This window comes from Lactobacillus sp. UBA5813 (assembly GCF_002417895.1).
Classification (GTDB): domain Bacteria; phylum Bacillota; class Bacilli; order Lactobacillales; family Lactobacillaceae; genus Lactobacillus; species Lactobacillus amylolyticus.
The window spans coordinates 75,264-98,309 of the sequence record NZ_DICZ01000017.1 but is presented as its reverse complement, the minus strand read 5'-3'; the positions used below and the strand labels follow the sequence as shown (position 1 = coordinate 98,309).

The window sequence follows — 23,046 nt, the reverse complement described above, 5'->3', positions numbered from 1 at the left end:
ATGAAAAAAGGCATGGGTGCAAAAAAGCCTGAATTAACTGAACTTGCTAGGGTAGAAGATAGGATAACCTTTCTGTATATTGAACATGCTGATTTAAATAAACAAGATAGCGCAGTAACTGTGACTGATAGTAAGGGTACGGTTTTTGTCCCGGCAGCTTTAATTAGTGTTTTAATGTTAGGTCCAGGAGTAAATGTTACTCATCGTGCTATGGAATTAATAGGTGATTCAGCAATGTCAGTTGTTTGGGTAGGGGAGTGTGGAGTCCGTCAGTATGCGCATGGACGTGCTCTTAATCACTCTTCCCGCTTTATTGAATCGCAAGCTAAATTAGTTTCTAATACCAGATCCCGGCTCTCCGTGGTGCGTAAGATGTATGAGATGCGTTTCCCTGATGAAAATTTTTCCAATTTAACCATGGAACAACTTCGTGGCAAAGAAGGGGCAAGAATTCGTAAAGTTTATCGAGATGAATCTAAACGAACGGGTGTAGCTTGGAAAAAGCGGCAATATAGAGTTGATGATTTTAATTCTGCTACACCTATTAATAAGGCTTTAACCGAAGCACATCAAGCGCTATATGGACTTTGTTATAGCGTAATCGTAGCCTTAGGAGCTTCTCCAGCACTTGGCTTTATCCATACAGGTCATGATTTATCTTTTGTATATGATTTTGCCGATTTGTATAAAGCCAAATATTCAATCCCTATAGCTTTTGATATGGTTGCTAAATATGGAGATGATGATATCGCAGATAGAACAAGAAGAGCTATGAGGGATGCATTTCATCAAGGAAAATTGATTAAGCAAATGGTAAAAGATTTGAAAGATCTGTTAAGAATTGCTGATGATTATGACAGCATTCATGTGGTTATGGGACTTTGGGATGATAGAGAAGGACTTCAAAAATATGGAGTTCAATATCGTGAATTTGATGGTAAATAATGATAGTAATTACTTTAAGTAAAGTTCCAGCGTCTTTAAGAGGAGATTTAACTAAGTGGTGTCAAAAGGTTCAAACTGGCGTTTACGTAGGAAATTTCAACTCTAAAATTCGTGATTTGTTATGGGATAAAATTGTAAAAAATTGTGGTTCCGGTGAGGCAACATTAATTTATAGTACAAATAATGAACTAGGTTATGATTTTAGGACAACAGGATCGGACATAGAAGTCATTGATTGTGATGGTATTCCTTTAGTTAAAGCTGTAACAGATAATCGGATATCAGAAAAATACGGTTTTAGTAAAGCTGCAAAAATTCATAAAGCTAAGATAATGAAAAAGAAACTTTCTGATGCGAAGACTCCTAAGATGATAGTTTCACTTGATTTAGAAACTACGGGTCTTGATGTTAATAAAGATAAAATTATTTCTATTGGAGCCGTGAAAGAAAGTATTGATGGAAAACGTGAAAATTTTGGTCGATTGATAAAATGTAAATCTAAGATACCTAAGAAAGTCGCAGCTTTAACTGGTATAAGTGATAATGTACTTGTTAGAAATGGTACTGAAGTTTCCGTAGCTTTGAGAGAATTGAAGGATTTTATCGGTAACTCATTGATAATTGGATATAATATTTCATTTGATATTGATTTTTTGAATCATGCGTTAGATGAGATTGGTGAAGATCATATTTCTAATTCGGTTAAAGATATAATGCCTGTTGCTAAGAAAGCAAATATGTTTTTGAATGATTACAGACTTGAGACAGTTTTAAATTATTTTAAGATCGAAAATGAACATCCGCATAACGCTTTAAGTGATGCTATTGCGACTTTAGATTTAGCTAAAAAATTGATATAGTTTAGTTTTGAGGAAATTATATTTATTGATTACTAAATAAAAGTGATAAAAAACGATGTGTTTATAATTAATAAATAGCGCTATATCAAGGATTTTTTAGTTTTCTCCACGTATGTGGAGGTAATCCTAAATCGGGCTGCCTTTGAAGAAAAGAAAAGACGTTTTCTCCACGTATGTGGAGGTAATCCCAATGCTTTCGATCACTTCCTCTAAATTCGAGCAGTTTTCTCCACGTATGTGGAGGTAATCCTGTTCTTTTTTTATTATTGTGGTGCTAGGGGAAGTTTTCTCCACGTATGTGGAGGTAATCCCAAATGTATCTCTTCTTAGAAATATTCAAATGCGTTTTCTCCACGTATGTGGAGGTGATTTCTTGTAGACAATTGAGTCTGTGCCGTAATCAGCGTTTTCTCCACGTATGTGGAGGTGATCCTAATGCTTTAAATCAAATATCCCGCGTTAATAGGTTTTCTCCACGTAAGTGGAGGTGATCCTGTATCTGCTATTTTCAATACTCTCAAACTGTGGTTTTCTCCACGTAAGTGGAGGTACATTGATACAGTGAAAGAAGGATTCACCAAAAGCTCCAATTGGAGCTTTTTTCTTTTCCCTCAAACAACATGCTGAAATACTACTGCCGAAACTGGTAAAATAGATAAGTAAGTATAGAGAACAATTTTTATAAAAGGAGAATAAAATGGCAGATAAAAAATTACTTCTAATCGATGGTAACTCTGTAGCTTTCAGAGCCTTTTACGCTCTTTATCGTCAACTAGAATCTTTCAAGAGTCCAGACGGCCTGCATACCAATGCCATTTACGCTTTTAAGAACATGCTCGATGTCCTTTTAAAAGACGTTGATCCGACCCACGTATTGGTAGCTTTTGATGCAGGAAAAGTCACTTTTAGAACAAAAATGTACGGCGAATACAAAGGCGGACGTGCGAAAACTCCAGAAGAGCTTCTCGAGCAAATGCCTTATATTCAAGAAATGCTTCATGACTTGGGTATTAAAACTTATGAATTGAAGAATTACGAAGCAGATGACATTATTGGTACTTTTGTCGATAAAGGTGAGAAGAACGGCTTTACTACTACTGTCGTGACTGGTGACCGTGACTTGACTCAACTAGCTTCTCCAAGCACTACTGTTGAAGTAACCAAATCAGGAGTTTCTCAACTTGAAGCCTACACACCTGAACATATGAAGGAAGTTAACGGCGTCACTCCAACTGAATTCATTGATATGAAGGCTTTGATGGGGGATAATTCCGATAACTATCCTGGTGTTACAAAAGTTGGCCCTAAAACTGCTTCACGTTTGATTCAAGAATATGGCTCCGTTGAAGGTATTTACGATCATATCGACGAAATGAAGAAGTCCAAGTTAAAGGAAAATTTGATCAACGATAAAGACAAGGCCTTTTTAGCTAAGAAACTTGCCACGATTGACCGTGATTCACCGGTAACTCTGGATATTGATGATATAAAACGTCAGCCAGTTGATTATGAAAAGCTGCGTCAATTCTACGAAAAGATTAACTTCCGCAAGTTCTTAGCTGACCTAAATGCTTCAGGTGCTGGTCAAGATAGTACTGAAGTTGAAAAAGTAGAATACATCGTTTTAAACGACGACAACGTTAAAGATGTTAAAGCTACTGAAGCTGATACCATTGAATTTTACTTAGAAATGCTTGGTGCCAACTATCACCTAGCTCCTTTTGTTGGCTTCAGTTTGAAGATCAATGACAAGATCTACGTTTCAAGAGACGTGGAATTGCTTGAAGAAGATAATATCAAGCACATCTTAGAAGACGAAAAGATTAAGAAGAATGTCTTTGACCTGAAGAGAACAATGGTTGCTGCACATCGTTTGGGCATTCACACTCACGGCCTTGATTACGACATGCTTTTGGCATCCTACTTGATCAATAATGAAAATAACTCTAACGACCTTGGTGAAATTGCCCATCTTTATGGTGATTACTCTGTTAAGACCGACCTCGAAGTTTATGGCAAAGGTAAGAGTGAGCACATCCCTGATGACGATGATGAATTATTCAACCACTTAGCTTCTAAGATCAATGCTATCGAATCACTTAAGAAGCCACTGCTTGAAAAGCTCAAGGATCATGAACAAGACGACCTATTTGAAACAATCGAAATTCCAACTGCGTGCGTTTTAGCCAGAATGGAAATGAACGGGATGAAGGTTGAAGCCAGCACCTTGATTCAACTGCAAAATGAATTTGCCGTTCAATTGAAGGAACTCGAAGACAAGATTTATAGCCAAGCTGGTGAAAAGTTCAACTTGAATTCACCTAAGCAACTAGGTCACATTTTGTTCGAAAAGCTTGGTTTGCCAGTCATCAAAAAGACCAAAACTGGTTACTCAACTTCAGTTGAAGTCTTGGATCAATTAAAGACGCAAAGTCCAATCGTTAGTGAAATTTTGGATTACCGTCAAATTGCCAAGATTCAATCTACCTATGTAAAGGGTCTGCTTGATGTTATCCAACCAGATGGCCGCGTGCACACACGTTACTTGCAGACTTTGACTGTAACTGGTCGACTTTCTAGTGTGGATCCTAACTTGCAAAATATCCCTACCCGCACCGAAGAAGGAAAGCAAATCAGAAAGGCCTTCGTGCCAAGTGAACCAGACGGCTACATCTTCTCTTGCGACTATTCACAAGTTGAGCTTCGTGTCTTGGCCCACGTTTCTGGCGATCAAAACATGCAAGAGGCCTTCAAGACCGGATACGATATTCACTCGCATACGGCCATGAAGATTTTCCACTTGGATTCACCTGATCAGGTAACGCCACTGATGCGTCGTCATGCCAAGGCAGTTAATTTCGGAATTGTTTATGGAATTTCCGATTACGGTTTGTCCAAGAACTTAGGCATTTCTAGAAAACGTGCTCAAGAATTTATCGACAACTACTTCGAACAATATCCTCAAATCAAGGATTACATGGATAAAGCAGTTCAAGAAGCACGTGACAAAGGCTATGCTGAAACCATCATGCACCGCCGTCGCTATTTGCCTGATATCCATGCTAAGAACTTCAATGTCAGAAATTTTGCGGAAAGAACAGCAATTAATTCACCAATTCAAGGTTCAGCTGCAGATATCATCAAGATTGCGATGATTAATATGCAAAAGAAGCTTGAAGAAATGCACTTGAAGGCCAAGATGGTGTTGCAGGTTCACGATGAATTGATTTTTGATGTTCCTAAAGATGAATTAGAGACAATGAAGAAAATCGTGCCAGAAGTTATGCAATCTGCCGTCAGACTTGATGTGCCACTAATTGCTGACTCTGGTTGGGGTCATAACTGGTACGATGCAAAGTAGGTGATTTAATTGCCAGAAATGCCGGAAGTTGAAACAGTTAGACGAACTTTGATTCCTTTAGTTAAAGGAAAAACAATCAAAAAAGTGACCCTTTGGTATCCCAAAATAGTCGCTACCGATCACCAACAGTTTATTGATGAGCTGCCAAGCAAAAAGATTTTAGATATTGATCGTTATGCCAAATATCTTTTGATCAGATTGAGTGATAATTTGACGATTGTATCGCATCTGCGTATGGAAGGAAAATATCATTTAACTACGCCTGATGCGCCTAAAGATAAGCATGACCACGTGCAATTTGAATTTACGGATGGCACGGCGCTTCGCTACAACGACGTCCGCAAATTTGGCCGCATGCAGCTGATTTTAACCGGGACAGAACGGCAAACGACAGGGATTGGCAAATTAGGGTATGAGCCTAATTCTAAAGAATTTACGGAAGCCTATTTTATTGCCAAGTTAAAGCGCAAGCATAAAAATATAAAAAATACTTTGCTTGATCAATCAATCGTTGCTGGTTTAGGCAATATTTATGTTGATGAAGTTTTATGGCAGAGCAAAATTCACCCGCTAAGCATTGCTTCAAAAATTCCAGAAGATAAAGTAAAAGAACTGCACACGAAGATCAATCATGAAATTTCCATTGCTATTAAAATGCGCGGGACTACAGTCCATACTTATCTGGATGCTAACGGTAATGCAGGCGGATTTCAAAAAATGCTGCAGGTTTATGGTCATGTCGGCGAGGCTTGCCCAAACTGCGGCAATAAATTTGAAAAAATCAAAGTTAATGGCCGTGGAACCACATTTTGTCCACATTGTCAGGTGAACTATCAATGACTTTAGTTTTAGGTTTAACCGGTGGAATTGCGACAGGTAAAAGCACCGCGGATAATTTCTTTAAAAAACATCATATTCCAATCGTTGATTCCGATAAAATTGCGCATCATATTTATGATCCAGGCAAACAGGGATATAACGAAGTTGTGACAGAGTTCTCGTCTGCAATTCTGGATTCAGACAAAAAGATTAATCGCAAAAGGCTCGGAGAAATTGTTTTTCATAATCCGCAAAAAATGCAGCGGTTGGATGAAATAACACATCCCCTGATTTATCAAGAAGTAGTAAATAAGCTAAACAAGTATCGCGAACAGGCAGAAAAGATTGTCGTTTTTGATGCGCCTTTACTATATGAAACAGGGGGCCAAAGGCTGTGTGACTTCGTATTAGTGATTAGTTTGCCTGAAAGTTTACAGCTAAAGCGATTGATGGAACGCAATAATTTAACTGAAAGTCAAGCGCAAGCCAGAATTGACAGTCAAATGCCATTAGCAAAAAAGATTGCCAAGGCGGACTTTGTAGTGGATAATACTGGTACAATAGATGAATTAGAAGAGAAATTAAAAGAAATCTTATTGAAAGTTGAAGCAGAGGGATAATTATGGAATGTCCAAATTGTCATCATAATTCTTCACGTGTGATTGACTCGCGTCCAAGTGATGAAAATCGTGCAATTAGACGTCGGCGCGAGTGTGAAAATTGCGGTTTTCGTTTTACTACCTTTGAGAGAGTTGAAACCGCACCATTATTAGTTATCAAGAATGATGGTACCCGTGAGCCATTTAACCGGGAAAAGATTTTGCATGGTGTAATGGCGGCAGGACAAAAACGTCCGATTTCCAGTGAACAATTCGAACACTTGGCGGACGATGTTGAAAATAAAATCAGAAAGCAAGGCGTAAGCGAAATTTCATCCAAGAAGATTGGCCAGTTCGTGATGGATGATTTGGCTAATATTGACGATGTTGCATACATTCGTTTTGCCTCGATTTACCGTGAATTTAAAGATATGTCTAGTTTCATGAAAACAATGGAAGACATGATGGCCAAACGAGAGAAGGATAATAATTAATGTTTGAGACAGCTGATCCCAAGCAGCCCTTTTATGTGCTGAATCAAATTGATCTTTTTCCAGATGATGAGCAAATTCTGATTAAACTTTATCAACCCTTGGTTGGTTCGACAGCAATTGCTTTATATCAAACCTTGATTCAAAATTTTAATCCATATTCCATTTTGTCAGATGCTCAGGGAATCTATTCTTTACAAGAGCAGCTGGACTGCAATTTAAAGTTGCTTTTCCGCTCTTTGCACAAGTTGGAAGCTGTCGGATTAGTTCAGACTTACTTAGTTGATAATGTTGTTAATCAGGTTTTGGCCTTTAAATTGTTAAAAGTTCCTAGCTCACAAGAATTTTTTTCTACGCAGCTATTGGCTAGTCTGCTGAAAGAAAAGGTTGGCAACACGGCTTTTCACAGTTTAAGTCATTATTTTGCCAAGAAAACCAGAAGTCGACAAAAAAAAGTCAAAAATGCTCGCGATATTTCGGCTTCATTTATTGAAGTCTTTCGTCTGCCGGGGGATGAAGCAATTAATCCGTCAACAGAAGTAATCCAAGCAGCTCAAGAAAATACGGCGCCAAAGGTAAAAACCGCAGAAGTTAATCAAAACGATCATGTTGACTGGGGCTTTATGAAGGATCAATTTGCCCGTTACAGCATTCCAAGTTCTGAAATTGATCATAAGAAGGCGCAGATCTTGGGCGTAATGCAGACCTATGGCTTAGACGAACAAGAATTTATTGATGAAAGCCTGCCTAGTTTGCACGGTCAACAGGAATTGGACTTGCGGAAAATAGAGAATTTGATCGCCGAAAATTACCGCAGCTCCCATACCCGTAAACAGGTTAATCATGAATTAACACAGGATAGCAATCAGGCAAGACCAGTCAAAGTATCAACTGATAAGCAAAAACTGCTGCAAGACGCAACTCAGATGTCACCGGCTGAATTTCTGTATCAAATTAAAGCTGATAAGGGCGGTTTTGCAAGTCCAGGCGAAAAACGGACTCTGAATGTTTTGCGCAGCCAATATGGCCTGCCAAGCGATTTGATCAACATTTTGGTCTATGCCTGCTTAACTTACGATTCAATGGTATCGCCCAATTTGGCATATCGGATTGCCAATGATTGGCTGCAGCATGGTATTGCATCGGCACCGCAGGCGTTGCAATATCTGGAGAAAAGACAGGAAAAGCGGAGCAAAAAGCCGCAACGCTATGGCTATAATCAACCTAAGCACGTTGAAAAGGGAACTGATTGGAGCAAGAAAAAAGCCAAGACAGATTCCAATGTCGATTCAGAAGATTTAAAGAATTTCTTCAAGAACTTAGAAGATCAGAATGGATCAAAGTAGGTGAGTAATAATGCAACCGATTGGTGATGTGATCAATAAAATCGTGAAAAAACGCAATTTGGGCGATCAAGGCGAGTTGCAAACAGAGATTCTGCATAATCCTGTAGTACGAGATTTTTTAATTAAAAATAAGAATAAAATTGATAAAAACATGGTCAAAACTTCCATGCCGAATTTATTCGAATTTTATTCACAGCTGCAGGATCCCAATAAGGTGATGGCGGGTTATGAGCCCGAACTCTTCTTAAATGGCAAGGTGATCGACGTTCGCTACCGGCCAACTGCTGAAAAAATTGAAGCAGATAAGGAAAAAAACACCAAAGCGCATTTACAGCTAATCGATTTGCCTGAACGGTTGCATGATGTCCGTCTGAGTGAGGTTGAGATTGATAAGGGACGAAAAGAAGTTCTAACCCAGATTGGTGAGTTCTTGAAAAAATATAGCAAGAATCCTCATCAGCAAGGCCTGTATCTCTCTGGCGATTTTGGCCGAGGAAAGACCTATATTTTGGCTGGACTGGCAAATCAAGTTGCCAAAAGCGGCAAAAACGTAATCTTTTTGCATGTACCGACTTTTATTGCAGGCTTATCAAGGCACTTTGAAGATAATAGTTTGCAAGCTGAGATTAAACGCGTTGCGGAATGCGATCTTTTGATTTTAGATGATATTGGAGCAGAAACATTAAGTCCATGGTCTAGAGATGATGTTTTAGGCGTAATTTTGCAGGCAAGAATGGACAATGTTTTGCCTACTTTCTTCTCTTCCAATCTTGATATGGAGACTTTAGAAGAGCATTTTGCCGAAACAAAAAATAGTTTAGATAAGGTTAAAGCTGCGAGAATTATGCAGCGGATTCGCTTTTTGGCTAGAGAAGTTATTGTTTCTGGTCCAAATCGCAGAAAAATTTAAAATTAGGACTTGATTAGAAAATGGGAGCGCGTATAATATCAGTTGATGAAAGAGATATGACGACTTTCGTCTCAGAGAGAAGAACCTAGTTCTGGAAGTTCTTCATTAGAAAGTCGTCCCGACTCTTTCGCTCCCAAAATACAATAAAATGGGTGAGCTCCTTTATCAGTTCATACGAGAGGCTAGACGTACGCTAGTCTGAATTTTGGGTGGAACCACGCTAATTAACGTCCCAGTGCTGTATGGCACTGGGACTTTTTTATTTTTCTGGAGGAAAATAATGAGTTTTTCAATTACTTTGCCAGATGGCTCAAAGAAAGATTTTGATGAAAACTTGTCAATCGCTGATTTAGCACATAAGATTGCTACTTCACTTGGAAAAGCTGCTGTAGCAGGTAAGGTTAATGGTCAAATTGAACCACTTGACTACGAACTTGATAGTGATGCTGAAGTTGCAATCATCACTGATAAGGATGAAGAAGGCTTAGATGTTTTGCGTGCTACTGCCGCATTCCTTTTTGAAGCAGTTGCTAAAGCTAAATATCCAAAGCTTCACTTAGGTGAACATGTTGCCGATGAAGATGGCTTCTATGTTGATACTGACAAGGATGACCAAATTAAGATTGGTGAATTGCCAGAACTTGAAAAAGCTATGGAAAAGGCTATTAAGAACGGTGAAAAGATTGAACATGTTCGCGTAAGCAAGTCAGATCTTGAAGATGAATATAAAGACGATCCATACAAGAGTGCACTTCTTGCTAAGATTGACGATGATGTTGTTGATGCATACAAGCTTGGCGACTTTGTTGACTTTGGCTTTGACGCACTTCTTCCAAACACTGGCAAGATCAAGCACTTCAAGCTTTTGTCAGTAGCTGGTGCTTACTGGTGGGGCAAATCGTCAAATCCAATGCTTCAAAGAATCTTTGGTACTGCCTTCTTCAAGGAAGCTGACTTAAAGGCTGATCTTAAGCGTCGTCAAGAAATCAAGGAACGTGACCACAGAACTATTGGTCGTGACCTTGACCTCTTCTTCGTTGATCCAAAGGTTGGTGCAGGTCTTCCTTACTGGATGCCAAAGGGTGCTACCATTCGTCGTGTCGTTGAACGTTACATCATCGACCGTGAAGTAGCTGACGGTTACCAACACGTATATACTCCAGTTTTGATGAACCTTGATGCTTATAAGACTTCAGGTCACTGGGCACACTACCGTGACGATATGTTCCCACCAATGGACATGGGTGATGGCGAAATGCTTGAACTTCGTCCAATGAACTGTCCTTCACATATTCAAATCTTTAAGCACCACATTCGTTCATACCGTGACTTGCCACTTCGTGTTGCTGAACTGGGTATGATGCACAGATATGAAAAGTCCGGTGCTTTGTCAGGTCTTCAACGTGTACGTGAAATGACTTTGAACGATGGTCACACCTTTGTTGCCTTGTATCAAGTTCAAGATGAATTTGCTAAGATTTTGAAGTTGATCATGGATGTTTACAAAGACTTTGACATTACTGACTACTACTTCAGACTTTCATACCGTGATCCAAAGAACACTCAAAAGTACTTTGCCAACGATGAAATGTGGGAAAGAAGTCAAAAGATGCTTAAAGGTGCTATGGATGACCTTGGCCTTGACTATGTTGAAGCTGAAGGTGAAGCTGCCTTCTACGGCCCAAAGCTTGATATTCAAACTAAGACTGCTTTAGGTAATGATGAAACCATGTCAACTATTCAACTTGACTTCATGCTTCCAGATCGTTTCGGTTTGACTTATGTTGGTAAAGATGGTGAAGAACACCGTCCAGTTATGATTCACCGTGGTATCGTAGGTACTATGGAAAGATTCATCGCTTACTTGACTGAAATTTACAAGGGTGCCTTCCCAACTTGGCTTGCACCAATTCAAGCTGAAATCATTCCGGTTAACAATGACGCTCACGGCGAATACGCTGAAAAGGTTCGTCAAGAACTTGCTAAGCGCGGCTTCAGAGCAGAAGTTGACAACCGTAATGAAAAGCTTGGCTACAAGATTCGTGAATCACAAACCCAAAAGGTACCATACACTTTGGTATTAGGTGATGAAGAAATGAAGTCAAATAGCGTAAACGTTCGTCGTTACGGTACTGATGAAGAAATCTCAAAGAGTCTTGACGAATTCATTAACGAAATTGATGCTGACGTCAAGTCATACTCACGTAAAAACTAAAATCTCTTGTTGACTGATAAGAGTTAAACGAGTATACTATTTCTAGTTGAGAACAAGAAGAAGCTCCCGCTTCTCGCCTAAGTTAATAAACCTCTGGGCTGATCGATAATTTCTGTTGATTAAAGGTGGGTGTTACTTATCCCACCTTTTTCTTGTCCTCAAATTAACACGGAGGTGAAGAGTCATACCAAGGAATTTAATCTTAAACGATCGAATTCGTGCACGCGAGGTTCGTTTAATCGATGCAGATGGTAAACAATTAGGCGTTGTTTCAAAGAGTGAAGCCATGCGTCAAGCTAGTGACGCTGGACTTGATTTAGCTTTGATTTCGCCTAATGCTAAGCCACCAGTTGCTCGAATCATGGACTATGGTAAGTACCGTTTCCAACAACAAAAGAAGTTGAAGGAATCTCGTAAGAAGTCCAAGATGGTTAGTGTCAAGGAAATTCGTTTAAGTCCAACAATTGAAGGAAACGACTTTGATACTAAGTTGAAGCATGTTAAGAAGTTCCTTACTAAAGAAGGAGCCAAGGTTCGTGTTTCTATTCGTTTCAGAGGCCGAGCAATCACTCACAAGGAATTAGGTCAACAAGTACTTGAAAAGATGGCTGAAGCTACTTCAGATATTGCAACAGTTATCAGCAGACCTAAAATGGAAGGTCGTTCAATGTTCTTGATGCTTGCACCTAAGAGTGAAAAAGACAAAAATAATAACTAATTAATTGGAGGAATTTAACAATGCCAAAAATGAAAACAAACCGCGCTTCTGCTAAGCGTTTTAAGAGAACTGCTAATGGTGGTTTAAAGCGTCATCACGCATTTACTGGTCACCGTTTCCACGGTAAGACTAAGAAGCAACGTCGTCATTTGAGAAAAGCTGCTATGGTTTCACGCAGTGATATGAAGCGCATCAAACAGATGCTTTCCCAAATGCGTTAATTATTATTAAGTACGATATAACGATATTAGGAGGAATTTCTGATGCCAAGAGTTAAAGGTGGAACTGTAACACGTAAACGTCGTAAGAAGATTATGAAGCTTGCCAAGGGTTACCGTGGCGCAAAGCATATGCAATTTAAGGCTGCAAGCACTCAATTGTTTGTTTCCTACAAGTACGCATTCCGTGACCGTAGAAAGCGTAAGAGCGAATACAGAAAGTTATGGATCGCTCGTATTAACGCAGCTGCAAGACAAAACGATATTTCATATTCTAAGTTAATGCACGGCTTGAAGTTGGCCGGTATTGACATGAACCGTAAGATGCTTGCTGACATTGCTTACAACGATGCAGAAACTTTTGCTAAGTTAGCAGATACTGCTAAAAAAGCTTTAAACTAAAAGAGTTAAAGAAAGCTGGGAATTTCCCAGTTTTTTTTATACCTAAATTTATCAAATCGGGTCCTTTTCTGATAATATTAGAATAGTACATTAATGAAGGGAATTTAGAGAATGTTATTTCGCCCGAAATACACAATTGATACAATTTATCATTTAAAAACAGAAAAACTTCAAGATATGGGAATCAAGGCGGTTTTCTCAGATTTGGATAATACGCTTTTAGCTTGGAACAAATTTGAAACTGCCAAAGAAATGGATAAGTTAAATCAACGCTTGCAAAAAGCTGGCATCAAGCTGGTTGTCATTTCAAATAATAATGCCGAAAGAGTAGGCAAAGTTTTAAATCTATATCACATTGCCTTTGTTGCTAAATCTAAAAAGCCATTGCCTTTTGCGATTAGCAAAGAGAGAGAAGAATTAGGTTTAAATAAAAAGCAAGTAATGATGGTCGGTGACCAATTAATCACCGATATGCAGGCTGGCAATTTGGCCGGCGTCCAAACAGTATTAGTCAAGCCACTGGTTGAAACTGACAAGTGGAATACGCGAATCAATCGCTTTTTCGAAAAAATTATTTTCTTCTTTTTAGCCTTGTCACATCGAGTAACCTTTAAGGAGACATTGAAAAATGGATGATGAAATTATTTGTATTGGTTGTGGTGCTGTTTTGCAATCAGACGACCCCCAAAAGGCCGGCTATTTGCCAGCTGCCGCTTTAAAGAAGGCGGCAGCAGGAGAAACGGAAAACGTTTATTGTCAACGCTGTTTTCGTTTGCGTCATTATAATGAAATCATGCCTGTTGATCTGAATAATGATGATTTCTTGGCACTGCTGAATTCACTGGCAACTAAGAAGGCTTTAGTAGTGAATGTAGTTGATTTGTTTGACTTTTCTAACTCATTGCTAGCCTCGCTTAAACGTTTTGTCGGCGATAAAGAATTTATCCTAGTCGGTAATAAGTTTGATCTTTTTCCTTTAAATTCTCGTCAAAGTCGAATTAAAGACTGGATGCGTCAAGAAGCAAATCGCATGGGATTGTATCCCTCAAAAATATTTTTAATTTCAGCTGCTCGCCAAAAGAACTTGGATGAGCTGATTGAGTATTTAGATCAAGCTTCACAAGACCGTGATATTTACTTTGTTGGAATGACCAATGTCGGCAAGTCTACTTTAATTAATGCCATTATTGATAAAATGGGCGATATAAAGGACGTAATTACTACGTCTCGTTTTCCAGGAACTACGCTTGATCGCATTGAAATTCCACTTGAAAATGGCCACCACCTGATTGATACGCCGGGAATTATGAGTACGAATCAGTTGGCCACTCGTCTTAACGCTGCCGATCTTGAAGTAGTCTCACCTAAAAAACCGATTAAACCTGCTACCTTTCAGTTGCTGCCTGGAAATACCATCTTTTTGGGTGGTTTAGGCCGAATCGACTATCTTAAAGGTCAATCTACCAGCTTTACGGTTTATGCTGCACGAGGCGTTAAACTGCATCGTACTAAGACTGTAAATGCGGATGATTTTTATCAAAAACACGTGGGCGAGTTATTGACTCCGCCAACCGGTGAAAATTATTTGCCGGCGCTCAAAGGACAGGAGTATCACACTGATTACAAGAGTGATTTGCTCTTTGGTGGTGTCGGTTTCGTTACTGTTCCAAAAGACTGTGTTGTGAAGACCTATACACCTGATAAAATAGGATTAGGTATTCGTAGAGCTTTAATTTAGAGGTTTTAATCATGGCAAATGCAAAATGTGTTGAAAAAAAGCCCGTCACAAAAGTAGAACCTAAAATAGATGAAGATAAGCGTGGCCGTCAAATTGGAATAATGGGCGGAACATTCGATCCTGTTCATATTGCTCACTTAGTTGCAGCTGAGCAGGCAATGACGAAGTTGCGCCTTGATGAGGTTTGGTTTATTCCGGACAATATCCCGCCGCATAAAAATGCGCCGCTGACTTCTGCAAAGGATCGGGCTACTATGCTTGATTTGGCAACGCAAGACAATCCAAAGTTTCGAGTAAAACTGTTGGAATTGTTCCGCGGCGGCGTATCTTATACGATTGATACGATGCGCTATCTTAAGGAAAAAGCACCGCAGAATAATTACTACTTAATTATGGGCAGTGATCAGGTTAACAGTTTCCACACCTGGAAAGAAGCGCCAGAATTGGCAAAATTGGTTACGCTAGTAGGTATTCGTCGTCCAGGCTATCCGCAAGATCCGCAGTATCCAATGATTTGGATTGATGCACCAGACATTCGTTTGTCTTCGACTGCAATTCGTCGTTCAGTTGCTACTGGTACTTCAATTCGGTATTTGGTACCGGAAAGCGTTCGGCAATATATTGAAGAAAATGGGCTTTACCGTGACTGATTTGTTTTTTAAGGAAACCTATTCACCGCTTTCTAGTGATGAAATAATTGCTAAAGAAAAAGCAAATATGGATAATAAACGCTTCCAGCACTGTGTTAGAGTAAGCGAGACTTCACGCAAATTAGCTAAATTAAATGATTATGATGAAGATAAGGCTGCTCTGGCAGGATTTGTTCATGACTATGCCAAGCAAGTGCCAGTTGAAGAGTATCGCAAAGTAATCAAAAATGAAGGCTTTGATCAAGACTTGCTTAACTGGAATCGTGCAATTTGGCATGGGATTGTCGGAATATATTTTATCAAGCGTGATTTAAAGATTACTGATCCTGAAATTTTAAAAGCTGTTTGGCGCCATACTACTGCTGATAAGGAAATGACTACTTTGGACAAGATTGTCTTTATGGCTGATTTTATTGAACCAGGTCGTGATTTTCCCGGAGTAGAAGAGGCACGCAAAATAACTTATGCCAATTTAGATGCAGGCGTTGGTTATCAATTGGCACATACGCTAGAATTTTTGATTGAACAAAGAAATAAAATTTATCCCCGCACCTTAGAAGCTTATAACGTGTGGAGTGTTAACAAATAAATAAGGAGAAAGATTTGAAGAATACTGAAGTTTTAGATTTTGTTTTAAAAGCAATTAGTGACCGTCATGGGGAAGATACTGAGGCTTACGATATGCGCGGCATTAGTATTTTATCCGACTTTTTCGTTGTTACCAGTGCCGGCTCAAACAGACAATTGCATGCGATTGCTAACTCAATTGTCGATGAAGCTCACGAAAATAATTACACTGACTATCGAATTGAAGGTACTAGAGATTCAAATTGGCTTTTGCTTGATTTAGGTGACGTCGTAGTCAATATCTTTACTAGAGAAGCTCGTGAATTTTATAACCTTGAAAAATTATGGGCAGATGGTAAAAAGTTAGAGATAAAGGAAGACTAAATTCATGAGTGTAGTTGGGATCATTGCTGAATATAATCCTTTTCATAGCGGTCATGAATTTTTGCTCAATCAGGCACGTTTGGTGGCTGGTAAAGATCCAATTATTGTTTTGATGTCAGGCAATTACGTTCAGCGCGGCGAAATGGCAATTATGAATAAGTGGTCGCGTGCTAGAACCGCCCTGCAGTCAGGTGCAGATCTGGTTTTTGAAATGCCTTTTTCCACTTCGGTTGAACCAGCTGATCTTTTTGCTTTGGGCAGCATCGAAGCTTTAGCAAAATTAGGGGTCAAGACATTAGTTTTCGGTGTAGAAGATGCCAACTTGAATTTTGCCTATTTGGGTTCAAAAATTGCTGAAATTCCACCAAATTCGATGAATTTTAAGGATTATAGTCAAACCTATTCTACGCAATATAATCAAATGGTTGCTCGTGAAGTAGGCTACGAGGTTAATGCTCCAAACGCAATTCTTGGGTTAGCTTATGCCGTTGCCAATCATAATTTGGACTCTCCAATGCAGCTGCATCCAATTAATCGGATTGGGGTTAATCACGATGATATTTTGCAAAGAAATGGCGTTGTTCAAAGCGCAAGTGCGATTCGCAACTTGCTTCTGCACGATGAGGATAAAAGTCAGTTAAAGACTTGGCTGCCTAAGGCAGAAGCAATTGAACTTGCTAAACAGAAAGTATATCCAAACTGGAACTTAATGTTTCCATTTTTAAAATATCGCATCGAATCATCTTCTATTTCTGAATTGCAAAGTATTTATCAGATGAGTGAAGGCCTAGAATACAAGATGAAGGCAGAAATTCATCTGGCTAGGGACTTTACTGAATTTTTGCGGCGAATAAAATCCAAGCGCTATACATATTCTCGCTTGCGTCGTCTGTGTCTATATACGCTTTTGAATGTAACGCAAGATGATATGATTGATAGCTTTAATGATGAAAGCTTGACCCTTTTGGGATTCAGCAAGCTAGGTCGGCGCTACTTAAAGGATATTCGCAAAGAAAATTTGAATATTGTATCCAAAGTTGATAAACGCAATTCTAAAAATGGCTCACTCAAACTGCAGGTGCGAGTGGATCGGTTATTTGAACAAATAATGCATGTTGATCAGAACTTTGGTCAACGTCCAATCGAGGTATAGAATGCTTTCAATTAATTTTTCAAAAGTTAAAAACAATGCTGCGCCGATGGTTCATATCGAGCGTGAAGTTGAAGTTCGTCCAGAATTTTTGAAGCGCAGTCAAAAACTCTTGTATCAAGCAAAAAATATCAAAGTCAGTGGCGACTTGTTTTATGATGAGCCATACGTCACTGGAAATTTTAAAGTCAGTGCGGATTTAGTGGTTCCATCCAGCAGAAGTCTAGCACCTGTAGATGATCATGAAGAGTTTACTTTTACAGAGAACTACAGCCAAGATGAGCCAACTAAGGATGAGCTGGATGAAAATCAGGATCCAATTGTCACGATAAACAATGATGCGATCGACTTGCAAACTGCTGTCGAAGATAATATTTTGTTAAATATTCCTACCACTATTTTGACAGAGAAAGAAAAAGACGAGCACATTTATCCAGAGGGCAAGGGTTGGGAAGTTGTTTCCGAAAAGGCCTTTGATGAAGGAAAAAAGAATAAAATTAATCCTGCTTTTGCAAAATTAAAGGGCTTATTTGATGATCAAAATAAAAATAAGAAATAAATAAATATTTGTTAGAGTAATCAATTATTTTTTAAGATCGGTTGCTTTTTTTCTTGTTTTTGGATGTTTTTTAAAGTATCCTTTAGTTATGAAACCTTTATTAACAGTTTTGTTAAAGTAAAGTTAATTATGGACAGGAACTGAGTAAAATCATGGCAAAAATTCTGATTATTGAAGATGAAAAAAATTTAGCTCGTTTTGTACAATTGGAATTACAACACGAGAACTATGAAACAGTAGTTGAAAATAATGGTCGTAAAGGCTTGGATCAAGCTTTAAATGAAAATTTTGACGCTATTCTGCTCGACTTAATGTTGCCGGATTTAAACGGCTTGGAAATAGCACGTCGGGTTCGTCAATCTAAGACTACGCCTATTATTATGATGACTGCTAGAGATTCAGTTATCGACCGTGTTTCTGGTTTGGACCACGGTGCAGACGATTATATTGTTAAACCATTCGCAATTGAGGAATTATTAGCTCGATTACGTGCTGTTTTACGCCGTGTAAAGATTGAGAAAGAAGATCAAAACGTAACTGTAGCCAAGCAGCAAATTGTAAAATTTAAAGATTTAACAATTGAAACAGCCAACAGAATTGTTCACCGCGGCGATGGCAAGGCAATTGATCTTACAAAACGTGAATACAACTTGTTAATGACTTTGATTCACAACAAGAACAATGTTGTTAGTCGTGACCAACTTCTTAATAAGATTTGGGGTCCAGAATCAAATATTGAAACCAACGTTGTTGAAGTATACGTTCGTTACTTGCGTAACAAGATTGATGTCCCAGGTCGCCCTTCTTACATTAAAACTGTGCGTGGCACGGGTTATATGGTAAGAGATGAAGATGATGACAAAGAATAAGAAGAGAAATAAGAAAATAAAAGAGACCCAACACTCATCGCTTATTGTTAGATGGGTAAGTATCGTTTCATTGACGATCATGGTCTCTTTTCTTATTTTTTCAATGGTAATTTATTCGACTGTCAGCCAGCAGTCAATGAAGCAGCAGGAATCAGTTTCCAACAGAGTGGTTGCCACTTTGAACTCATCGCTGGTTTCTATTCCGAAAGAACTGCAGATTTCAAATGTTATTCCCGCACTTTCACCCAGCACGCAAAGAATTTTAAACGGTGGACCAACGATTAATCATGATTCTTCCTCAAATTCTAGTGCTTTCAGCGATGCACTGATTTCTTCGATTTCCAATCCAGATATTAGTGTTGCTGTGTACAATCTTCATAATGAAGTTGTCTTCGCAAATGGTGAAGATACGCCGAAATTGCACAAATTTAAGGGCAGCAGCTCCTGGCAAAAAGTTATACGAAGAAACAATAAGTCAACCTTAATTACTTCTCAAAAAATTGTCTCTAATCAGACTGGTAAAGTAACAGGCTATGTTGTTGTTTCGAACAAAATGACTTATTACAATCACTTAATGAACAATTTGCTGCACTGGATGATTTTTATTTCATTAGTGGCAATTGTCTTGTTTAGTGGGATTGCTTTCTTCATTGTGCGCGATGTTGTTAAGCCGATTAAAGAAATGGCTGGTGTTGCACAAAAAGTTAATGATGATCCAAACAGTGACGTCAGAATAAAAGACTTGAATCGAAATGATGAACTGGAAGATTTGGTTAAATCATTCAATAAAATGCTTGACCGAATGCAGCGCTATATTGATCAACAAAAGCAGTTTGTCAGTGATGTTTCGCATGAATTGCGAACTCCGGTTGCCGTTATTGAGGGACATTTGAATATGTTGGAGCGTTGGGGAAAAGATGATCCGGAAATTCTGGATGAATCTATCAAAGCATCCCTGCAAGAGGCAGATCGAATGAAGCATTTGATTCAGGGAATGCTTGATTTGACAAGGGCTGAACAAATTGATGTTCAATATCCTAATGCTTATACAAACGTAAATGAGGTCCTAAGTCGTGTAGTTGATGATCTGGCTCTAGTCCACCAGGACTTTAATTTGCAGCTGGATGTAGACGATTTGCCTGCAAATACGTATATTAAAATGTATCACGGCCACTTAGAACAAATTTTGGTTATTTTGATTGATAATGGCATAAAATATTCAACCGATCGCAAGCAGATTAATGTTTCGGCCGGTGTAACTCCGAATAATGTTCGAATTGTTGTTCAGGACTTCGGTGAAGGAATTCCCAAGGCTGATCAAAGCAAGATCTTTAACCGCTTCTATCGAGTTGATAAGGCTAGAACGCGTGAAAAGGGTGGCAATGGCTTAGGTCTTTCGATCGCTCAGAAGCTTGTAGAAAGCTATAATGGCAAGATTAGCGTTGAATCAGTCGAAGGTCAAGGAAGTCAATTTAAGATCGACTTTCCAATTCTAACGCCACAAAAATTAGACAAGCTTAAAAAGATTGAAGCGGAAAAAGAAAAGACTGAAGAGCCAAAAAAGCCAGAAGGAATCTTATAAAAAAAGACAGGATTTTAAATCCTGTCTTTTTTCGTATTCAATGATCTTTATTTACGTTTTTGTTGTTTGCCTTGATTGCGTTTACGCAAATCCTGATGCAATTCTTTTGTTTCGCTAGAAGCATCTGTTGCAGCACCATTAAATAGATCATTAACGTTCTTCTTAGTAACGACGGTTTGAATAGGGTGATCTTTAATTTCAGCTGCAACGCGTTTCTTTTCGCGTGGCGTAATAACAAAGGTTACCAGTATCTGTTGAATAATTGTTACAAAGTTGCCGGCTGCCCAGTACAAAGCCAAAGCACCAGAGAAGGATAAACTGAAGAACAAGGTCATAATTGGGTTCATGAACATCATGGACTGCATTGTCTTCTTTTGTTCCTTAGGGATGCCGATTAATGAAATGTAGCCTTGAATAACTGCAAAAACAGTCGCAATAATTGCTAAAACAAGAGACTTGCTGTTCAAGGAAATTCCAAAGAATGAAGCTTCTCTCAAAACTGATGAATAAGCAACGGCTGAGTAAATTCCCATCATGATTGGCATTTGAATCAATAATGGCAGACAGCCGATTCCACCAGTTAAAGAAACGTTATTCTTTTGGTATAATTCACGCTGCCATTTGGACAACTGCATTTGCTGCTCAGGAGTCATCGGCTTGTGTTTCATGCCTTCTTGAATCAGCTTCATTTGTGGCTGCAAGCGAGCCATCTTTTCTTGCTGGGTGACGCTCTTCTTTTGTTGGGCTAGCATTAATGGCAAAAGGATTGTTCTTACGACTAAGGTAATAATGACAATGGCCCAGCCTGCGCCATTCGCACCTTTGATTGCATTAGCCGTTTTAAGCATTACGTTTTGCAGTGGAATTCCAATCCATGTGTAGACCCAGCCATAAATTCCACCATGTGGCGGAATGCCTTTTTGCGGGTTCCCGCCAGAGGAACAGCCGGTGACGATCACGGCTACTAATAAGACCAAAACTAAGAGACCTAAATATTTACGATATTTTTTCATTCAATTCACCTGATTTGTTTTCTTTCTGACCTTAATATAATACATGAAAGTTATGTATCTTTTCCTCCCCTGGCAGCTCTTCTGCCTGAATATTTTTGATTTTGGCAAAAGGTGAGATATGTTTGGGCAAATTTTGAATAAAGGAATTGACTGTTTGCTTGTCAGCTTGCAGAGTGATCGTGACAGTGGAATCAGCATTATTTTTAACAGTCCCATTGATTCCTAAGCTTTGAGCATAGTTTAGAACACTCCAGCGAAAGCCTACGCCTTGAACGAGACCGGAGACAACTAATTTCCAAGTTTCCATATGATAATATCTCCTTTATAAAATCAACTATCTTTAATTCTAACATGTTAATTTTAATAAATGTCATTTAAAATAGGGAGATAGAAAAGAGGACAAACATGAAACAAATCAGTTCAGTAAACAATAAGCTTGTCAAAGAATTAGAAAAACTCAATAAAAAGAAATATCGTGAAGAAACCGGTCTTTACTTAATTGAAGGCTTCCATTTGTTTGAAGAAGCATTAAAGGCCAACCGCAAATTTATTTATCTGCTTGGTACCGATGAAGCACTAAATAAGGCGGAAGAAGCTGGGGTTAGTTTAGACGCTAAAAACGTTATCTTGATTAATAAAGCAATTGCGCGGCATTTGAGTTCAACCAAGAATTCGCAAGAAATTTTCGCCGTGTTAAAAATTGCTCAACCAAAAGATTTCTCTTTTAATTATGGCAAATGGGTTTTGCTTGATAATTTAGCCGATCCTGGCAATGTGGGTACGATTATTAGAACTGCAGATGCGGCTGGCTTTAATGGGGTTGTTTTGTCACCAGAGAGTGTTGATTTATATAATCCTAAAACTCAGCGCGCAATGCAGGGAAGTCAATTTCATATCGATATCATCATTAAAGATTTGACTGATGTCATTACCCAATTGGAGGCTAGCGATATTCCAGTTTATGCCAGCATGCTGGATAAAACTGCAAAAAAATTGCCTGATTTTGAAAAAGTAGCACAACTTGGTCTAGTTATTGGCAACGAGGCTCATGGAGTAAGTGATTTTATTACCAACTTAAGCGATACTAAACTGTATATTCCAATTTTTGGTCAGGCCGAATCACTCAATGCGGCCGTTGCTGCCGGTATTATGATTTATCATTTTGCGTAAGACGTTTTGCTTGTTTTTAGTAAGTAGCTTATTTATAATAAAATCAAAGCTAAAAATAACAATTATATTTGCAGGAGGTATTACTTATGGCTCAAGGAGTAAAAGAAAAGAGCGTAAAAGATTGTGGCTGTAAAAACCCAGCTGATTACGAATTATGCCAGCATTTTATCCATGCTTTTGAAATTATTGGCAAAAAGTGGAATGGCTTGATTATTAGTTCACTATGCGACACAAAAATGATGCGTTTTAAGGATTTGGCTCGTTGCGTAACTGCTTGTTCAGACAGAATTTTGGTTGAAAGACTCAAGGAGCTTGAAAAGGATGGCATCGTTAAAAGAACTGTCGATAAGGACACTGGTATTATTTCTTATGGCTTAACAGCTAAAGGAGCAGCTTTGAAGCCAGTGTTTGATTCAGTTCACACTTGGGCAGATAAATGGGCTTAAAGGCTTGCAAATTAAAACTTAATGAATTATCCTA

At 38.7% G+C, this 23,046-nt stretch carries 25 protein-coding genes and 1 other annotated feature; of the genes, 23 read left to right on the top strand and 2 right to left on the bottom strand.

Annotated elements, in window-relative coordinates:
• The 21 genes from cas1e (at nt 1) to B2008_RS03470 (ending at nt 20,383) form a co-directional block, all read left to right on the top strand.
• Nucleotides 1-945: a type I-E CRISPR-associated endonuclease Cas1e gene (gene cas1e / locus B2008_RS03570; RefSeq protein WP_281829641.1), complete on the top strand. Its 945-nt coding sequence runs from the start codon at nt 1-3 to the stop codon at nt 943-945.
• On the top strand, nt 945-1,805 hold the full coding sequence (cas2e, locus tag B2008_RS03565) for a type I-E CRISPR-associated endoribonuclease Cas2e (RefSeq protein ID WP_281829643.1): 861 nt from the start codon (nt 945-947) through the stop codon (nt 1,803-1,805). Before cas1e ends, cas2e begins: the two co-directional genes overlap by 1 nt.
• Before the next feature lie 697 nt (nt 1,806-2,502).
• Nucleotides 2,503-5,166, top strand: coding sequence for a DNA polymerase I (gene polA / locus B2008_RS03560; RefSeq protein WP_281829645.1), 2,664 nt, complete (start codon nt 2,503-2,505; stop codon nt 5,164-5,166).
• 9 nt (nt 5,167-5,175) lie between these two features.
• Nucleotides 5,176-6,006, top strand: coding sequence for a DNA-formamidopyrimidine glycosylase (gene mutM, locus B2008_RS03555; RefSeq protein ID WP_281829647.1), 831 nt, complete (start codon nt 5,176-5,178; stop codon nt 6,004-6,006).
• Complete coding sequence (coaE, locus tag B2008_RS03550) at nt 6,003-6,605, top strand: dephospho-CoA kinase (protein WP_006351605.1); 603 nt, start codon at nt 6,003-6,005, stop codon at nt 6,603-6,605. Before mutM ends, coaE begins: the two co-directional genes overlap by 4 nt.
• Nucleotides 6,606-6,607: 2 nt before the next feature.
• Complete coding sequence (nrdR, locus tag B2008_RS03545; RefSeq protein WP_281829649.1) at nt 6,608-7,078, top strand: transcriptional regulator NrdR; 471 nt, start codon at nt 6,608-6,610, stop codon at nt 7,076-7,078.
• Nucleotides 7,078-8,421, top strand: a complete 1,344-nt coding sequence (locus B2008_RS03540; RefSeq protein ID WP_281829650.1) for a DnaD domain protein — start codon at nt 7,078-7,080, stop codon at nt 8,419-8,421. The genes nrdR and B2008_RS03540 overlap by 1 nt, the downstream gene beginning before the upstream one ends.
• A 10-nt stretch (nt 8,422-8,431) precedes the next feature.
• Nucleotides 8,432-9,331: a primosomal protein DnaI gene (gene dnaI / locus B2008_RS03535; RefSeq protein WP_281829652.1), complete on the top strand. Its 900-nt coding sequence runs from the start codon at nt 8,432-8,434 to the stop codon at nt 9,329-9,331.
• Between the two features lie 280 nt (nt 9,332-9,611).
• Nucleotides 9,612-11,546, top strand: coding sequence for a threonine--tRNA ligase (gene thrS, locus B2008_RS03530; protein ID WP_281829653.1), 1,935 nt, complete (start codon nt 9,612-9,614; stop codon nt 11,544-11,546).
• A gap of 48 nt (nt 11,547-11,594) precedes the next feature.
• Nucleotides 11,595-11,705, top strand: a sequence feature (ribosomal protein L20 leader region).
• A gap of 25 nt (nt 11,706-11,730) precedes the next feature.
• Complete coding sequence (gene infC, locus B2008_RS03525) at nt 11,731-12,264, top strand: translation initiation factor IF-3 (RefSeq protein ID WP_281829803.1); 534 nt, start codon at nt 11,731-11,733, stop codon at nt 12,262-12,264.
• A 20-nt stretch (nt 12,265-12,284) separates the two neighbouring features.
• Nucleotides 12,285-12,485, top strand: coding sequence for a 50S ribosomal protein L35 (gene rpmI, locus B2008_RS03520; protein ID WP_281829654.1), 201 nt, complete (start codon nt 12,285-12,287; stop codon nt 12,483-12,485).
• 42 nt (nt 12,486-12,527) lie between these two features.
• Nucleotides 12,528-12,884, top strand: coding sequence for a 50S ribosomal protein L20 (gene rplT, locus B2008_RS03515; protein ID WP_281829655.1), 357 nt, complete (start codon nt 12,528-12,530; stop codon nt 12,882-12,884).
• Between the two features lie 111 nt (nt 12,885-12,995).
• Entirely contained in the window at nt 12,996-13,520 is a 525-nt protein-coding gene (locus B2008_RS03510) for a YqeG family HAD IIIA-type phosphatase (RefSeq protein ID WP_281829656.1), read from the top strand.
• Nucleotides 13,513-14,622 carry a ribosome biogenesis GTPase YqeH gene (yqeH, locus tag B2008_RS03505; RefSeq protein WP_281829658.1) on the top strand — a complete coding sequence of 370 codons (1,110 nt, stop codon included), beginning with the start codon at nt 13,513-13,515 and terminating at the stop codon, nt 14,620-14,622. The genes B2008_RS03510 and yqeH overlap by 8 nt, the downstream gene beginning before the upstream one ends.
• 11 nt (nt 14,623-14,633) lie before the next feature.
• Complete coding sequence (locus B2008_RS03500; protein WP_281829661.1) at nt 14,634-15,272, top strand: nicotinate-nucleotide adenylyltransferase; 639 nt, start codon at nt 14,634-14,636, stop codon at nt 15,270-15,272.
• A complete protein-coding gene (gene yqeK, locus B2008_RS03495) occupies nt 15,265-15,861 on the top strand; it encodes a bis(5'-nucleosyl)-tetraphosphatase (symmetrical) YqeK (RefSeq protein WP_281829664.1) in 597 nt (198 codons plus the stop codon). The genes B2008_RS03500 and yqeK overlap by 8 nt, the downstream gene beginning before the upstream one ends.
• A 14-nt stretch (nt 15,862-15,875) precedes the next feature.
• The gene (gene rsfS, locus B2008_RS03490) at nt 15,876-16,223 is read left to right on the top strand and encodes a ribosome silencing factor (protein ID WP_006351593.1); all 348 of its coding nucleotides are present in this window, start codon (nt 15,876-15,878) and stop codon (nt 16,221-16,223) included.
• Nucleotides 16,224-16,227: 4 nt separating this feature from the next.
• On the top strand, nt 16,228-17,376 hold the full coding sequence (locus B2008_RS03485; protein WP_281829666.1) for a nucleotidyltransferase: 1,149 nt from the start codon (nt 16,228-16,230) through the stop codon (nt 17,374-17,376).
• Between the two features lies 1 nt (nt 17,377).
• On the top strand, nt 17,378-17,932 hold the full coding sequence (locus tag B2008_RS03480; RefSeq protein WP_281829669.1) for a YceD family protein: 555 nt from the start codon (nt 17,378-17,380) through the stop codon (nt 17,930-17,932).
• 152 nt (nt 17,933-18,084) lie between these two features.
• The gene (locus B2008_RS03475; RefSeq protein ID WP_281829671.1) at nt 18,085-18,801 is read left to right on the top strand and encodes a response regulator transcription factor; all 717 of its coding nucleotides are present in this window, start codon (nt 18,085-18,087) and stop codon (nt 18,799-18,801) included.
• Nucleotides 18,779-20,383, top strand: coding sequence for a HAMP domain-containing sensor histidine kinase (locus B2008_RS03470; protein WP_281829674.1), 1,605 nt, complete (start codon nt 18,779-18,781; stop codon nt 20,381-20,383). Before B2008_RS03475 ends, B2008_RS03470 begins: the two co-directional genes overlap by 23 nt.
• A gap of 47 nt (nt 20,384-20,430) precedes the next feature.
• Here B2008_RS03470 and yidC read toward each other — a convergent pair whose 3' ends face one another.
• Both yidC and B2008_RS03460 read right to left on the bottom strand, forming a co-directional pair.
• On the bottom strand, nt 20,431-21,396 hold the full coding sequence (gene yidC / locus B2008_RS03465) for a membrane protein insertase YidC (RefSeq protein ID WP_281829676.1): 966 nt from the start codon (nt 21,394-21,396) through the stop codon (nt 20,431-20,433).
• A gap of 31 nt (nt 21,397-21,427) precedes the next feature.
• Nucleotides 21,428-21,703, bottom strand: a complete 276-nt coding sequence (locus B2008_RS03460) for an acylphosphatase (RefSeq protein WP_281829679.1) — start codon at nt 21,701-21,703, stop codon at nt 21,428-21,430.
• Between the two features lie 98 nt (nt 21,704-21,801).
• Here B2008_RS03460 and B2008_RS03455 point away from each other — a divergent pair, with 98 nt between their 5' ends.
• Both B2008_RS03455 and B2008_RS03450 read left to right on the top strand, forming a co-directional pair.
• Nucleotides 21,802-22,566 carry a TrmH family RNA methyltransferase gene (locus B2008_RS03455; protein ID WP_281829681.1) on the top strand — a complete coding sequence of 255 codons (765 nt, stop codon included), beginning with the start codon at nt 21,802-21,804 and terminating at the stop codon, nt 22,564-22,566.
• Nucleotides 22,567-22,652: 86 nt separating this feature from the next.
• Nucleotides 22,653-23,012: a winged helix-turn-helix transcriptional regulator gene (locus B2008_RS03450; RefSeq protein WP_281829682.1), complete on the top strand. Its 360-nt coding sequence runs from the start codon at nt 22,653-22,655 to the stop codon at nt 23,010-23,012.
• The last annotated feature ends 34 nt before the right edge of the window (nt 23,013-23,046 follow it).